At 64.7% G+C, this 12,377-nt stretch carries 14 protein-coding genes; 4 read left to right on the forward strand and 10 right to left on the reverse strand.

Annotation, left to right across the window (positions count from 1 at the left end):
* Positions 1 to 81: 81 nt before the first annotated feature.
* Together ACT2BZ_RS14640 and ACT2BZ_RS14645 are read left to right on the forward strand one after the other, a co-directional pair.
* Positions 82 to 720 carry a MarR family winged helix-turn-helix transcriptional regulator gene (locus ACT2BZ_RS14640; RefSeq protein ID WP_457935868.1) on the forward strand — a complete coding sequence of 213 codons (639 nt, stop codon included), beginning with the start codon at positions 82 to 84 and terminating at the stop codon, positions 718 to 720.
* Complete coding sequence (locus ACT2BZ_RS14645) at positions 654 to 1,076, forward strand: GNAT family N-acetyltransferase (protein WP_457935869.1); 423 nt, start codon at positions 654 to 656, stop codon at positions 1,074 to 1,076. Before ACT2BZ_RS14640 ends, ACT2BZ_RS14645 begins: the two co-directional genes overlap by 67 nt.
* 6 nt (positions 1,077 to 1,082) lie before the next feature.
* On the opposite strand, the gene ACT2BZ_RS14650 is transcribed toward ACT2BZ_RS14645, so the two are convergent.
* Both ACT2BZ_RS14650 and ACT2BZ_RS14655 read right to left on the reverse strand, forming a co-directional pair.
* The gene (locus tag ACT2BZ_RS14650) at positions 1,083 to 2,195 is read right to left on the reverse strand and encodes a pyridoxal phosphate-dependent aminotransferase (RefSeq protein ID WP_457935871.1); all 1,113 of its coding nucleotides are present in this window, start codon (positions 2,193 to 2,195) and stop codon (positions 1,083 to 1,085) included.
* Positions 2,196 to 2,368: 173 nt separating this feature from the next.
* The gene (locus ACT2BZ_RS14655; protein WP_457935872.1) at positions 2,369 to 2,767 is read right to left on the reverse strand and encodes a c-type cytochrome; all 399 of its coding nucleotides are present in this window, start codon (positions 2,765 to 2,767) and stop codon (positions 2,369 to 2,371) included.
* A 227-nt stretch (positions 2,768 to 2,994) separates the two neighbouring features.
* Here ACT2BZ_RS14655 and ACT2BZ_RS14660 point away from each other — a divergent pair, with 227 nt between their 5' ends.
* On the forward strand, positions 2,995 to 3,882 hold the full coding sequence (locus ACT2BZ_RS14660; protein ID WP_457935873.1) for a DUF2189 domain-containing protein: 888 nt from the start codon (positions 2,995 to 2,997) through the stop codon (positions 3,880 to 3,882).
* A gap of 72 nt (positions 3,883 to 3,954) precedes the next feature.
* Here ACT2BZ_RS14660 and ACT2BZ_RS14665 read toward each other — a convergent pair whose 3' ends face one another.
* From ACT2BZ_RS14665 to ACT2BZ_RS14700, 8 genes are all read right to left on the reverse strand, one after another.
* Positions 3,955 to 4,341 (reverse strand): YkvA family protein, encoded by a 387-nt coding sequence (locus tag ACT2BZ_RS14665; protein ID WP_457935874.1) that lies wholly within the window; start codon positions 4,339 to 4,341, stop codon positions 3,955 to 3,957.
* Positions 4,342 to 4,384: 43 nt separating this feature from the next.
* Positions 4,385 to 4,762, reverse strand: coding sequence for a cytochrome C oxidase subunit IV family protein (locus ACT2BZ_RS14670; protein ID WP_457935875.1), 378 nt, complete (start codon positions 4,760 to 4,762; stop codon positions 4,385 to 4,387).
* A gap of 9 nt (positions 4,763 to 4,771) precedes the next feature.
* Positions 4,772 to 5,485: a heme-copper oxidase subunit III family protein gene (locus ACT2BZ_RS14675; protein ID WP_457935876.1), complete on the reverse strand. Its 714-nt coding sequence runs from the start codon at positions 5,483 to 5,485 to the stop codon at positions 4,772 to 4,774.
* A gap of 13 nt (positions 5,486 to 5,498) precedes the next feature.
* On the reverse strand, positions 5,499 to 6,206 hold the full coding sequence (locus tag ACT2BZ_RS14680; RefSeq protein WP_457935877.1) for a cytochrome c oxidase subunit 3: 708 nt from the start codon (positions 6,204 to 6,206) through the stop codon (positions 5,499 to 5,501).
* The gene (gene ctaD / locus ACT2BZ_RS14685; protein WP_457935878.1) at positions 6,203 to 7,978 is read right to left on the reverse strand and encodes a cytochrome c oxidase subunit I; all 1,776 of its coding nucleotides are present in this window, start codon (positions 7,976 to 7,978) and stop codon (positions 6,203 to 6,205) included. The genes ACT2BZ_RS14680 and ctaD overlap by 4 nt, the downstream gene beginning before the upstream one ends.
* 105 nt (positions 7,979 to 8,083) lie before the next feature.
* Positions 8,084 to 8,899 carry a cytochrome c oxidase subunit II gene (coxB, locus tag ACT2BZ_RS14690; RefSeq protein ID WP_457935879.1) on the reverse strand — a complete coding sequence of 272 codons (816 nt, stop codon included), beginning with the start codon at positions 8,897 to 8,899 and terminating at the stop codon, positions 8,084 to 8,086.
* A gap of 289 nt (positions 8,900 to 9,188) precedes the next feature.
* The gene (gene glf, locus ACT2BZ_RS14695; protein ID WP_457935880.1) at positions 9,189 to 10,391 is read right to left on the reverse strand and encodes a UDP-galactopyranose mutase; all 1,203 of its coding nucleotides are present in this window, start codon (positions 10,389 to 10,391) and stop codon (positions 9,189 to 9,191) included.
* On the reverse strand, positions 10,388 to 11,278 hold the full coding sequence (locus ACT2BZ_RS14700; protein WP_457935881.1) for a hypothetical protein: 891 nt from the start codon (positions 11,276 to 11,278) through the stop codon (positions 10,388 to 10,390). Before ACT2BZ_RS14700 ends, glf begins: the two co-directional genes overlap by 4 nt.
* A 111-nt stretch (positions 11,279 to 11,389) precedes the next feature.
* Here ACT2BZ_RS14700 and ACT2BZ_RS14705 point away from each other — a divergent pair, with 111 nt between their 5' ends.
* On the forward strand, positions 11,390 to 12,364 hold the full coding sequence (locus tag ACT2BZ_RS14705) for a hypothetical protein (RefSeq protein WP_457935882.1): 975 nt from the start codon (positions 11,390 to 11,392) through the stop codon (positions 12,362 to 12,364).
* Positions 12,365 to 12,377 lie beyond the last annotated feature (13 nt).

The raw sequence follows: 12,377 nt of genomic DNA on the forward strand, positions 1-12,377 counted from the left end.
GCGGCAGGCAGGCGGGAAGGGTGGCTTGCAAAAGTAATGGACTCAGTCCACTAATTCCCTTGCCCAGCGATGGAGGCAGCCATGGAGCGCTCGGAACTGGTCGGGTTGATCCGCAACTTCAACCGCTTCTATACGCGCACCGTCGGCCTGCTCGAGGAGACGCTGTCGCAGAGCGCCTTCACGCTGACCGAGGCGCGCGTCATTTTCGAGATCGGCCACCGCGCCCATGGCGGCTTCGCGCCAGACGTTGCCGGCGAGCGCGGCTTCCTGGCACGCACATTCCAGATCAATGTCGGGGCGGTGGCCTCCGACATCGCCCGCGACCTGCGCCTCGATCCGGCCTATCTGACCCGCATCCTGAAGAAGTTCGCGGCGGCGAACCTTGTCGAGATGAGCGCCGACCCAGCCGACGGACGCCGCCGCATGCTGTCGCTGACGAGGCAGGGCAGGGCGGCCCTTGCCGGCCTGCAGGCAGCCGCAGACCGCGACATCGGCCGGCTGGTCGAGCCGTTGCCCGACGCCAGCCTGCCCGACCTTGCCGGCGCGTTGCGCAAGGTCACGTCGCTTCTGGCACAGGAGGTTCCGGATAAGCGCGGGCCGTCCTGCGCCCGCACCGGGCGGGCGATATCGGCTGGGTCGTGCAGCGCCAGGCATTGCTCTACACGCGTGAGTTCGGCTGGACGATGGAGTTCGAGGCGCTGGTCGCCGAGATCGGCGTAAAGTTTCTCCGCAACTTCCTCGAAGGGCGCGACTATTGCTGGATTGCCGAACTGGACGGCGAACCAATCGGCGCCATCTTTCTGGTGCACGACGAGTCGGACCCGGATTGCGCCCGGCTGCGCATGCTGCATGTCGAGGCCTCGGCGCGGGGTCGGGGCGTCGGCAGCATGCTGGTCGAAGCCTGCATCGACAAGGCGCGCGCCTTCGGCTACCGCCGCCTGGAGCTGTGGACCAACGACATCCTGCACGAGGCGCGCCGCATCTACGAACGCGCCGGCTTCCGGCTCTTGGCCGAGGAGCCGCACCACAGCTTCGGCAAGGACCTCGTCGGCCAGACCTGGGAATTGCAGCTTTGAGGAAGCCTAGCCGCCGCGCGCGGCCCTGATGGCGCCGGGCAGTTCCGCGGCGAAGATGTCGAGTTCCTCGTCGCGCCCCACGCTGACGCGGATGCAGCGGTTGAGTACCGGCACCATCGGCTTGCGGATGAACACGTCGCGCTCCAGAAGGTGCTCCATGATCTTCAGCGCGAAATCACCGTCGCTGCCGCAGTCGATGGTGACGAAGTTGGTCGCCGAGCGGATCGGCGCCAGCCCATTGTCGCGCGCGATGGCCGAGATGCGCTCGCGCCCGGCCGCGACCCTGGCGCGAATCTGGTCCAGGTAGTCCTGGTCTGCAAGCGCGGCCTCACCCGCCACCAGCGCTATGCTGTTGACCCCGTAGTGGTTGCGGATCTTCTCGAAGTCGGCGATCACCTCTCCCTCGCCGATGGCGTAGCCGCAGCGTATGCCGGCGAGACCGTAGGCCTTCGAGAAGGTGCGCATCCTCACCACGTTCGGGCGCGACACGTCGAGCGGCGGCAGTGCAGAATCCGGTCCCGTCTCGCAATAGGCCTCGTCGAGCACCAGCATCGTCGTCTCGGGCAGCGCCTCGATGAAGCGGGAGATTTCGCCTGCCTCCCACCAGGTGCCCATCGGGTTGTCCGGATTGGACAGATAGACGAGAGGCGCCTTCTCGCGGATGGCAGCCGCAAGCAGCCCGTCGAGGCTCTCCCGGTCGTTCTCGTAGGGCACCGTCACCAGCCGCCCGCCGAAGCCGGCGACGTGGAAGTTGAAGGTCGGGTAGGCGCCAAGCGAGGTGATGACCGCGTCGCCCGGCGCGACGAACATGCGCACCACGAGGTTCAGCAGCCCGTCGATGCCTTCGCCGACCACCACGTTCTGCCGGCCGACGCCGTAATGCGCCGCCAGCGCCCCCTTCAGTTCGAAATTGTCCGGGTCGCCATACATCCACATGTCGCGCGCCGCGGCCTGCATGGCGGCGATCACCGACGGCGCCGGCCCGAAACTGCTTTCATTGGCGCCGATGCGGGCGCGGAACGGCCGGCCGCGGGTGCGCTCCTGCGCCTCCGGCCCGACGAAGGGCACGGTCGGCGGCAGCGAATGGACAAGCGGTGTCAGGTGCGGGCGCGCGGGCATCGGTCATGCTCCTTGGCGATACGATCGCGCCTGCCCATGGCAGGCGCGATCCGCCGTCCGCAATAGCCGATGCGCAGGAATTCGCAATCCGTCAGCCGCGACGACATGTGCCAGCATGCCCCGCTCCGCCTTGAGACAGAAGGGGCGTCAGCCGGACCTGCATCTGTTGCAGGTCAGGGCTTCGGGTCGGCCTTCAGGTAGGCGATGACATTGGCGAGGTCGTCATCCGACTTCAGGCCGGGAAATGCCATCTTGCCCTTGGGCACCACGTCCTTCGGATTGCGGAGATACGCGGTCAGGTTCTCGTCGTCCCACACCAGTCCGCCCGCGCCGAGTTCCTTGATGTTGGCCGAATACTTGGGAAGGAAGCTCTCCAGCGTTCCCGCCGTGCGGCCGTGGACGTTCATCAGCGATGGGCCGATCTTGTCCTTGTCGGTCTCCGCATCGTGGCAGGCCCTGCACTTGTTGAACACCTTCTTGCCGGCGGCAGCGTCGCCGTCGGCCTGCGCCGGCATTGCGCCGAAGAGGCTGGCCGCCAGCACGGCCGTACCGAAAAGGGTGGTGGTCTTCATGCGTCGTTTCCTCCCATGAATACGTGCCCAGCGTAGCGAAACTTCCAGTCCATAGCCAGCGGCATGCCCGACCCGGGAACCCCGCAGCGACGAAATACCTGTGACAATCCGCCGCATTGGGGTATGGTGATGACGGTGCAGGTCGCGGTAGTGCGTGACCCGTCACGCTTGACGCCCGCACCGCGAAACCGCGACCGAATCCGGACCTGGTCTAGGAGGAATGGTCAATGGCAGGCTTTCACGTCATCGCAGGCGCCAGTGAAACGCTGGAGCACATCAGTGTCCGCAAGATAACGCTTTCCGATCTCATCGACGCGCTCAGGCGCGGCGTCGACGATTTCATGGTCAAGCCGTCGCATGTCGTCTTCCTGGCCCTGATCTACCCGGTCATCGGCGTGATCCTCGCCGCATGGACATCCGGCAGCAATGCGCTGCCGCTGCTGTTTCCGCTGGTCTCGGGCTTCGCGCTTATCGGCCCCTTCGCCGCCATCGGGCTTTACGAGATCAGCCGCCGCCGCGAGGCCGGGCTCGACACTGCCTGGTCGCACGCTTTCGAGGTGCGGGATTCGCCCGCCTTGCCGTCGATTGCGGCGGTCGGCTTCATGCTGGTCGTCATCTTCGTCGCCTGGCTGATGGTGGCGCAGGCCTTCTACGTCGCGATGTTCGGGCCGCAGGTGCCGACGTCCGTCTCCGGCTTCGTCGGCGAAATCCTCGCCACCGAGCGCGGCTGGATGCTGATCATTCTCGGCCACGCGATCGGCTTCGTCTTCGCGGCGGTCGTGCTGTGCACCACGGTGGTCGCCTTCCCGCTGCTGCTCGATCGCGACGTGGGCGCCTACGAAGCTATCCACGCCTCGTTCCGGGCGGTAATCGCCAACCCGATCCCGATGGCGGCCTGGGGCCTCATCGTTGCGGCGCTGCTGATCGCCGGTTCCCTGCCTCTCTTTGCAGGCCTTGCCGTGGTGCTGCCGATCCTCGGCCACTCGACCTGGCACCTCTATCGCAAGGTGGTCGAGCCGGCACCCGCGGCCAAGCTGGCGCGCGCCAAGCCGTCTGCGTCGAAAGCGTCGAAGGCCAAGCCACGCAAGAAGGGCGGATTGAGCGCGGCGTCGTAAGCTTCTCGTCGATCGAAGGGCCGGCGGAAGACCCGCCGGCCTTTTTTCAGGGCAAGCGCAACAGGAAAAACTTCAGCCCGCCGCGCGTGGCCAGAACAGCCATGCCAGCCAGCAGGCTAGCGCCAGCCAGGTGGCGACAATCGAAGCGGCAGCGATCCGGCTGACCGGCCGTGCGACACGCTGCGCCGCCTCCCGGCGCAATTCCTCCATCAGGGATAGCGGGATCAGTCTCAGCGCCAGCCATATGCCAAGCGGCACGATGACGATGTCGTCGAGATAGCCGAGCACCGGAATGAAATCGGGAATCAGATCGATCGGGCTGAGCGCATAGGCCGCCACCATGCCGGCGACGGCCTTGGCAGCCCAGGGCACGCGGGGATCGCGCGCGGCAAGCCATAGCGCCACCACGTCCCGCTTCAGCCTGCGCGCCCAGTCCTTTGCCCATGCGAGCAGGTTCACGCTGGACGCGCGCCCATCGTTCGCTTCGGCTGCCTGCGCCCGGTCAGGGGCCGGCCCCGAAGAAGGTCATGCGCGTCATCAGCGTGTGGTCGGATTCGAATGCCATGATCAGCGCGAACACCAGCACCGCTATTGGCGGCAGGATGATCGCATAGGCCAGCGCCAGCCGTTCCCAGACCATGTGCATGAATACGGCGACGATCAGCCCGGCCTTCAGCATCATGAAGATCAGGATCAGGCTCCAGCGCAGATAGCCCTGCAGGCCGACATAATCGATGATGTAGGAGCAGGCGCTGAGCACGAACAGCCAGAACCAGACCACCAGATAGACCTTCAGCGGGTGCTGCTGGTGTTCCTCCGAACGCGTGGCCGGCTGTGCGGCGTGTGCAGCGCCGTGTCCGTCAACTGTTGCTTCGGTCATGCCTTGTCCTCACCAGAGATAGAAGAACGCGAAGATGAACACCCAAACGAGGTCGACGAAGTGCCAGTAGAGGCCCATCACCTCGACGCTGTCGTAGTCGCCCCGGCGGCTGGTAAAGAACCCGCGTCGCCCGACATCGTAGTCGCCGCGCCAGACCTTGCGTGCCACGATCAGCAGGAAGATCACGCCGATCGAGACATGCGTGCCGTGGAAGCCGGTGATCATGAAGAAGCTGGCGCCGAACTGGTCGGCCCCGAATGGGTTGCCCCAGGGCCGCACACCTTCGGAGATCAGCTTGGACCATTCGAAGGCCTGCATGCCGACGAAGGTTGCGCCGAGCACCGCGGTCAGCAGCAGGAAGGCAACCGCCTTGCGGCGCTCGCGCCGGTAGCCGTAGTTGACCGCCAGCACCATGGTTCCGCTGCTCGAAATCAGCACGAAGGTCATGATGGCGATCAGCAACAGCGGCACGCTGACTGATCCGACATGCAGGGAAAACACTTCGCTGGTGTTGGGCCACGGCACGCGCGTCGACATGCGCGCCGTCATGTAGGACAGCAGGAAGCAGCCGAAGATGAAGGTGTCCGACAGGAGAAAGATCCACATCATGGCCTTTCCCCAGGAGACGTTCTTGAAGGCGCGCTGGTCCGACGCCCAGTCGGCCGCTACACCGCGCAGGCCCGGCGGCCGCGGCGCTGCATGATGGAGTGTCGTCTCGGCCATCCGCTTGGTCCTTTCAGGTCAGCAATTGGCGGCAAACGCCGATGAAACGTTCGGCCCACCCGGCCAGTACCAGGAACAGCGCCAGCCAGACGATCAGTAGGAAATGCCAGTACATGGCGCAAAGCTCGACGCTGAGCGTCAGTTTCGCCCGCGCCGGGTCCGGCCCCCAGGCGCGCGACGTTGTGCGGGCGAGCCCCGCCAGCCCGCCCAGGATGTGCAGGCCATGCATGCCGGTGATCAGGTAGAAGAAGGCGTTGGCCGGGTTGGCGGTCAGGAAATGGCCATTCGCCTCAAGTTCCCGCCAGACCACGACCTGGCCGATCAGGAAGGCAATCGCCGTCAGCCCGGCGGTCGCCAGCCCCAGCCGCACCAGCTCGGTCTGGCCGTTGCGCGCCGCGATCAGGGCGCAATGCAGCGCCACGCTCGACAGGAGCAGGATGCCGGTGTTGATCCACAGCAGGGGCGGCACCGGCGGCGCGCTCCAGTCGGCATATTCCATGCGCATCGAGTAGGCGCTGGTGAACAGCGCGAACAGGCAGCCGACCACCGCCAGGAAGACGCCGAGACCGACCTTGGCCATCGGCATCGATCCGGACTCGGTGCCCGGGAAGGCGGCGACCGAGCCGGCCTCCAGCCAGGGTTTCGACATCAAGCGCTGCTGCGACAGCCACCAGCCGGCTATGCCGAACACCACCATCAGCACGACCACGATGACGGTCATGCGTGGCCTCCCGGGGACCCGTATTCACCCGGGTCGTTCTGGGCGATGAAGTCCTCCTTGGCGCCGGGCACGCTGTAGTCATAGGCCCAGCGGTAGACGATCGGCAGCTGCTTGCCGAAATTGCCGTGCTGCGGCGGCGTGTGCTCGGTCTGCCATTCGAGCGTGGTAGCCCGCCACGGATTGGGCCCGGCCTCCTTGCCGTGCCGGATGCTCCACATCAGGTTGAACAGGAAGACCAACTGCGCGAAGCCGACGATGAACGCCATGATCGAGATGAAGGCGTTCAGCTGGTGGGCCGATTCCGTCATCAGCGCCATGTCGCCGAGCTCCGAATAGCGCCGCGGCACGCCCATCAGCCCGACATAGTGCATCGGGAAGAAGATCAGGTAGGCGCCGACGAAGGTCACCCAGAAGTGGAACTGGCCGAGCGCCTGGTTCAGCATCCGTCCGGTGATCTTCGGGTACCAGTGATAGATCGCGCCGAAAATGACTGTGATCGGCGCCACGCCCATCACCATGTGGAAATGCGCCACCACGAACATCGTGTCCGACAGCGGCACGTCAACCACCACATTGCCGAGGAACAGGCCGGTCAGCCCGCCATTGACGAAGGTGACGATGAAGGCCAGCGCAAACAGCATCGGGATGGTCAGGTGGATGTCGCCGCGCCACAGCGTCAGCACCCAGTTGTAGACCTTGATGGCGGTCGGCACCGCGATGATCAGCGTCGTGGTGGCGAAGAAGAAGCCGAAATACGGGTCCATGCCGCTGACATACATGTGGTGCGCCCACACGATGAAGGACAGCGCGCCGATGCCGACGATCGCCCAGACCATCATCCGGTAGCCGAAGATGTTCTTGCGCGCATGGGTGGAGATCAGGTCGGAGACGATGCCGAAGGCCGGCAGCGCGACGATGTAGACCTCCGGGTGCCCGAAGAACCAGAACAGGTGCTGGAAGAGGATCGGGCTGCCGCCATTGGTCTGCAGCTGCTGGCCGAGTTCGACCACCGCGGGCATGAAGAAGCTGGTGCCGAGCAGCCGGTCGAACAGCATCATGATGCAGGCGACGAGCAGCGCCGGGAAGGCCAGCAGCGCCATCACGGTTGCGGTGAAGATGCCCCAGACGGTCAGCGGCAGCCGCATCAGCGTCATGCCGCGGGTGCGCGCCTGCAGCACCGTGACCACATAGTTCAGTCCGCCCATGGTGAAGCCGATCACGAACAGGATAAGCGACACCAGCATCAGGATGATCCCTGACTGCTGGCCACCGGGCGTACCCGACATGATCGCCTGCGGCGGGTAGAGCGTCCAGCCGGCGCCGGTCGGGCCGCCCGGTGCGAAGAAGCTTGCCACCAGTACCAGCACCGCCAGCAGGTAGATCCAGTAGGACAGCATGTTGGCATAGGGGAAGACCATGTCCCGAGCGCCAACCATCAATGGAATCAGGTAGTTGCCGAAGCCGCCGAGGAACAGCGCGGTCAGCAGGTACACCACCATGATCATGCCGTGCATGGTGATGAACTGGTAATAGGCCTCGGGCGTGATGAAATCGAACGTGCCGGGAAAGCCGAGCTGCAGGCGCATCAGCCAGGACAGCACCAGCGCCACCATGCCGATGGCGATCGCGGTTCCGGAATACTGGATGGCGATGACCTTGGCGTCCTGCGAGAAGACATACTTCGTCCACCAGCCGTGCGGATGGTAGAGATCCATCTCGGGAACTTCGGCTGGCGGAATCCCGTCAATGGCGCCGGGTGTGACATCGACCATGTGAACGCCTCCCTCTGCGTCGCCGGCGACCGTCGATATTCGGGCCGCATGCGGCGTATTCCGTTCGTATCCTCCCGCCGCTGCCCGGTGCGGGCAGCGGGCACCCTAATCCGCCAGGCTTGTCTGCTCCGGCGCCGTCAATTGCGCGAATGTCTGCTGCTCGCCGAGCCAGGCGACATAGTCTTCCTCGGTGTCGACCATCACCCCGCCGCGCATGTAGGCGTGGCCCTGGCCGCACAGTTCCGCGCACAGCACCTGGAAGGTGCCCGTCCGCGTCGGCGTGAACCAGAAATAGGTCACCGAGCCGGGGATCATGTCCATCTTGGCGCGGAATTCAGGCACGTAGAAATCATGCAGCACGTCGATCGACCGCAAGAGCATCTTCACCGGCTTGCCGACCGGCAGATGCAGATCCGCCGCCTCGACCACGACGTCGTCCTGGCCGTTGGGGTCGTCGGGGATCAGCCCGAGCGGATTGTCCGCCGACACCAGCCGCGTCTCCGACTTGCCGAGCTTGCCGTCGGCGCCCGGCAGGCGGAAGCTCCACTGCCACTGCTGGCCGACCACCTCGACCTCGGTGGCGTCGTCCGGCACCTGCACGAACTGGTTCCAGACAAAAAGGCCGGGTACCAGCATGGCTGCCACACCAATGGCCGTGATGACGGTCAGCCAGGTCTCGAGCTTGCGGTTTTCCGGTTCGTAGTCCGCCCTCTGGCCGTCCTTGTGCCGGAAGCGGAACACGCAATAGGCCATGAACAGCACGACGGCCGCAAACACGGCGCCGGTGATCCAGAATGTAACGATCAGCGTTTGGTCTATGTAGCCCCAGTTCGACGCAATGGGCGTCCACCACCAGGGACTGTAGAGGTGAAACAGGATCGACCCCGCCACCACCAGAACGAGTACAAGCGCTATGGCCATGCCCCGGTTCCTCCCTCGTACCCCGACCGTGCTTGACCGTCGGATTACCTTGCAACCATAGCCCGAATCGGGGGTGAAATTCTAGTGCCGGACCCTGGGGAAGGTCGGGCCGGGCGCGGAGCGTTGCGCAGCAAGGGTTTTGCCGGCGAAGCGCCCGGAAATTGCTGCGCTGCACCGTGCGGTTGCAGGCAATTGCGGTCGTGCTGGTTTGCTCGCCAGACCCGCTTTTGGAGGGCCTCTGAGCCCCTGACGGGTGCAGCAGGATGCGGTAGCGACACGACTTCCAGCCTCAGCCCTTGCGGCGCGATACGCTGTCCAACTGCCCGCCGAAATAGGGCTCGAACACGGTCTCGAAGGCCTTCAGCGCCGCGCCGATTGCCTGGTGCATGTCGAGGTAGCGATAGGTGCCGAGCCGCCCGCCGAAATGCACGTTCGGCTCATCCGTGCTGCGTTCGAGATAGCGCCGGTAGAGCTGCTGGTCGCTGCCCGTGTCGATCGGGTAGTAGGGCTCGTCGCCGCGCCCCGCGAATCGGGAGTATTCGTGTCCGATCAATGTCTTGGGTATGGTGTGCGGGCGTTCCGGGTTGAAGTGCCGGAACTCCATGATGCGCGTGTAGGGCACCTCTTCGTCGGCATAGTTCATGATCGCCGCGCCCTGGTAGTCCGGCGTCTCCTTCACCTCGAGTTCGATGTCGATGGTGCGCCAGCCGAGATCGCCTTCGGCAAAGTCGAAATAGCGGTCGATCGGCCCGGTATAGACCACCGGGACATCCTTCGGAATGCGCTCCTTCAGGTCGAAGAAGTCGATGCCGAGCCTGGTCTCGATCAGTGGATGCGCAAGCATCCGCTCGAAGATCGCCGTGTAGCCGTCGAGCGGCTGGCCCTGGAATCGGTCGGTGAAATAGCCGTCCTCGAAGGTGAAGCGCACCGGCAGCCGGGCGATGATCTGCGGCGGCAGTTCGCGTGGATCGGTCTGCCACTGCTTGGCGCTGTATCCCCGGATCAGCGCCTCGTAGAGCGGTCGGCCGATCAGCGAGATCGCCTTTTCCTCCAGGTTGGCCGGCTGCCCGTCGCCGAGTCCGGCGGACTGTTCGGCAATCAGCGCGCGCGCCTCGTCCGGGCTGAATTTCCGTCCGAAGAACTGGCAGATCGTCGCCAGGTTGATCGGCACCGGATAGACCTTGTCGCGGTAGGTCGTGAAGCCGCGATGCCGGTAGTTGCTGAAGCCGCTGAAGCGGCCGAGATAGGCCCAGACCTCCTCGTTCGAGGTATGGAAGAGATGCGGACCGTAGCGATGGATTTCGACGCCCGTCGCCGGATCGGTCTCGGAATAGGCATTGCCGCCGATGTGGTTGCGCCGGTCTATCAGCAGCACGCGCCGCCCCAGCTTGGCCGCGATACGTTCGGCAAGCGTGGCGCCATAGAACCCGGCGCCGACGATCACCACGGCGGCTTCATTCAGCAACGCGTCGTCGAGGGTGTCCTGCGTCATGCCTTGTCCAGAATGATCTGCGACAGTTCGGCCGGCTTCGACCACTGCCTGCGTACCAGCCTGCGCAGCGCCTTGATGAGGCGATCCTTCTGTCGCATTTGCGACTGCGCCATCAGGTAGTCGAGCGCCATGCGAATGCCGATGGCTCCCGGCCAGCGCCATTCCCGGCCGTTCATGTCGATCGCGCCATAGCAGGTCGGAAAGAGCGTACCGAGCCCGTAGCGCTGCTGCAGATCCTGCAGTTCGGCTTGTTGCGAGCGACCGAACCTCTCCATCGCCGAGGCCAGAACGATGCCCACCGGCCGTGTATGACGCATCACAAGCATGTCGAATATCGCCGCCTTCCGGAAATTGTCCGGCTCGAGCCGGGTCCATAGCGAATCCAGCCCGAACCCGCTCATTGAGTTGGCGAAGAGCGGCAGGATGATCCTCAGCGTGTCGGCGTGGATGCAGGGCGCCATGATTTCGATTGTGTCGCTCCAGCGCAGCCGGAAGCTGCGGCAGTTCAGCATCGAAAGATGCGAATAGTAGCTGTCGAGCGTCAGCGAAGGCTGGGCGATGCTTAGCTTGTGCTCGCACGTCAGGTCGAACATAGCCTCGATTGTCTGACGGTCCGCCTCGATGTCGTCGTCGGGGCACCAGAAATAGTCGTAGCGCTCCAGCAATTCGGGCCGCTCAGCCAGCACCGCGTGGATGCCGTCCCACTTGCCACCCTTGAAATCGACCCTGTTTTCGCGGGGCAGGCGATAGGCGTCGGGATCGTCGCCGAAGTAGCTGACGATGAGGTCGAAGCGGCAGGCCGGATGGTCGGCGCCCCAGCCCCTGTGCAGCGAGGAATCGCCAGCTCTTACGATAACCAGGTTCCGATGCGGGGAGTCAGCCGGCATTGACGAGCGCTCGCCTTTTCATCGCGGTGGGTGCGCTGGTTGGCCAAGGCCCGACCAGAAGTTCCATTTCCGCAACGCCGCCAATGATTGTCGATCCTTGGGAGTCGGTATATGCACGCCGACCAGATGCATGACCCTTCCGAAATTGGCAACCCCGCCAAACTGATCGTTGTCACGCCGGCCGGCCGCGAGCGCTACCTCCGACTGCTGGCCCACTATGTGCTGGGCGAGCCGGTGGTCCACGAGTGGCACCTCTGGGACAATTGTCGCAACGAGCATGACCGCCGCTACCTGCACGAGCTCGCAGCTTCCGACCCTCGCTGCAAGATCAAGCAGCTTGACAGCGCCGATGGCGGCTTCAACGTCATCGGTGAGTTCTTCCGATTCTGCGACGACCCCGAGGCCTTCTACCTGCGCCTCGACGACGATGTGGTCTATCTCGAGCCCGGTTTCCTGGCGCGCTTTCTCCAGCGGGCCTTGGCGCAGCGCGGCGCGGCATTGTGGTTTGCACCGCTCGTCATCAACAACGCGCTCTGCAACACGCTGATCAAGCACCTGTCGCAGGTAAGGGTGGAAGGGCCTGTGACCGCCCAGGCCATGTGCCCGTCGGCCTGGGCCCATGCGAGCTTCCCCGCGGCAATGCATCCGGTGCTGATCGAGGCGGCGCAAAGCGGCCGGCTGGCGCAGTTCAGGGTGCCGGACAGGGAGGTGCGGCTTGCCCGCCTTTCCATCAACGCGATCGGTTTCTTCGGGTCGGAGATCGTCGATCTGGGCGATCTCTTCCACGCCATGGGCGGCGAGGAGGAAGAATGGCTTTCGGCTTCGCTGCCGACGATACTCGACCGCCCGGGCAGGATCTTCGGCGATCTCATCGCCGCGCATTTCAGCTTCTATCCGCAGGAACGGGATCTGCTGAAGACGGATATTCTCGACCGATACTACGCGCTCGCCGGGCTGCCCGCTCCACAGTACGAAAAGCCGGTCGACAGGGTTAGGCTGAAGGACCGCCTGCGGCCCTGGCGCAGGAAGAAAAAGCCGGAACTGCCGCACTACTCGATCTCGCTGGCGGACGGGCCGGGCGCCTGATCCCTAGGCGTGC

It is taken from the genome of Mesorhizobium sp. 10J20-29 (genome assembly GCF_054130485.1).

What these genes read in the sequence shown, in the direction of transcription:
- ACT2BZ_RS14650 (WP_457935871.1), bottom strand. Translation starts at nt 2,195, where the DNA reads ATGCCCGCGCGCCCGCACCTGACACCGCTTGTCCATTCGCTGCCGCCG.
- ACT2BZ_RS14705 (WP_457935882.1), top strand. Translation starts at nt 11,390, where the DNA reads ATGCACGCCGACCAGATGCATGACCCTTCCGAAATTGGCAACCCCGCC.
- ACT2BZ_RS14700 (WP_457935881.1), bottom strand. Translation starts at nt 11,278, where the DNA reads ATGCCGGCTGACTCCCCGCATCGGAACCTGGTTATCGTAAGAGCTGGC.
- ACT2BZ_RS14640 (WP_457935868.1), top strand. Translation starts at nt 82, where the DNA reads ATGGAGCGCTCGGAACTGGTCGGGTTGATCCGCAACTTCAACCGCTTC.
- ACT2BZ_RS14680 (WP_457935877.1), bottom strand. Translation starts at nt 6,206, where the DNA reads ATGACCGTCATCGTGGTCGTGCTGATGGTGGTGTTCGGCATAGCCGGC.
- ACT2BZ_RS14660 (WP_457935873.1), top strand. Translation starts at nt 2,995, where the DNA reads ATGGCAGGCTTTCACGTCATCGCAGGCGCCAGTGAAACGCTGGAGCAC.
- ACT2BZ_RS14655 (WP_457935872.1), bottom strand. Translation starts at nt 2,767, where the DNA reads ATGAAGACCACCACCCTTTTCGGTACGGCCGTGCTGGCGGCCAGCCTC.
- glf (WP_457935880.1), bottom strand. Translation starts at nt 10,391, where the DNA reads ATGACGCAGGACACCCTCGACGACGCGTTGCTGAATGAAGCCGCCGTG.
- ctaD (WP_457935878.1), bottom strand. Translation starts at nt 7,978, where the DNA reads ATGGTCGATGTCACACCCGGCGCCATTGACGGGATTCCGCCAGCCGAA.
- ACT2BZ_RS14675 (WP_457935876.1), bottom strand. Translation starts at nt 5,485, where the DNA reads ATGGCCGAGACGACACTCCATCATGCAGCGCCGCGGCCGCCGGGCCTG.
- ACT2BZ_RS14670 (WP_457935875.1), bottom strand. Translation starts at nt 4,762, where the DNA reads ATGACCGAAGCAACAGTTGACGGACACGGCGCTGCACACGCCGCACAG.
- coxB (WP_457935879.1), bottom strand. Translation starts at nt 8,899, where the DNA reads ATGGCCATAGCGCTTGTACTCGTTCTGGTGGTGGCGGGGTCGATCCTG.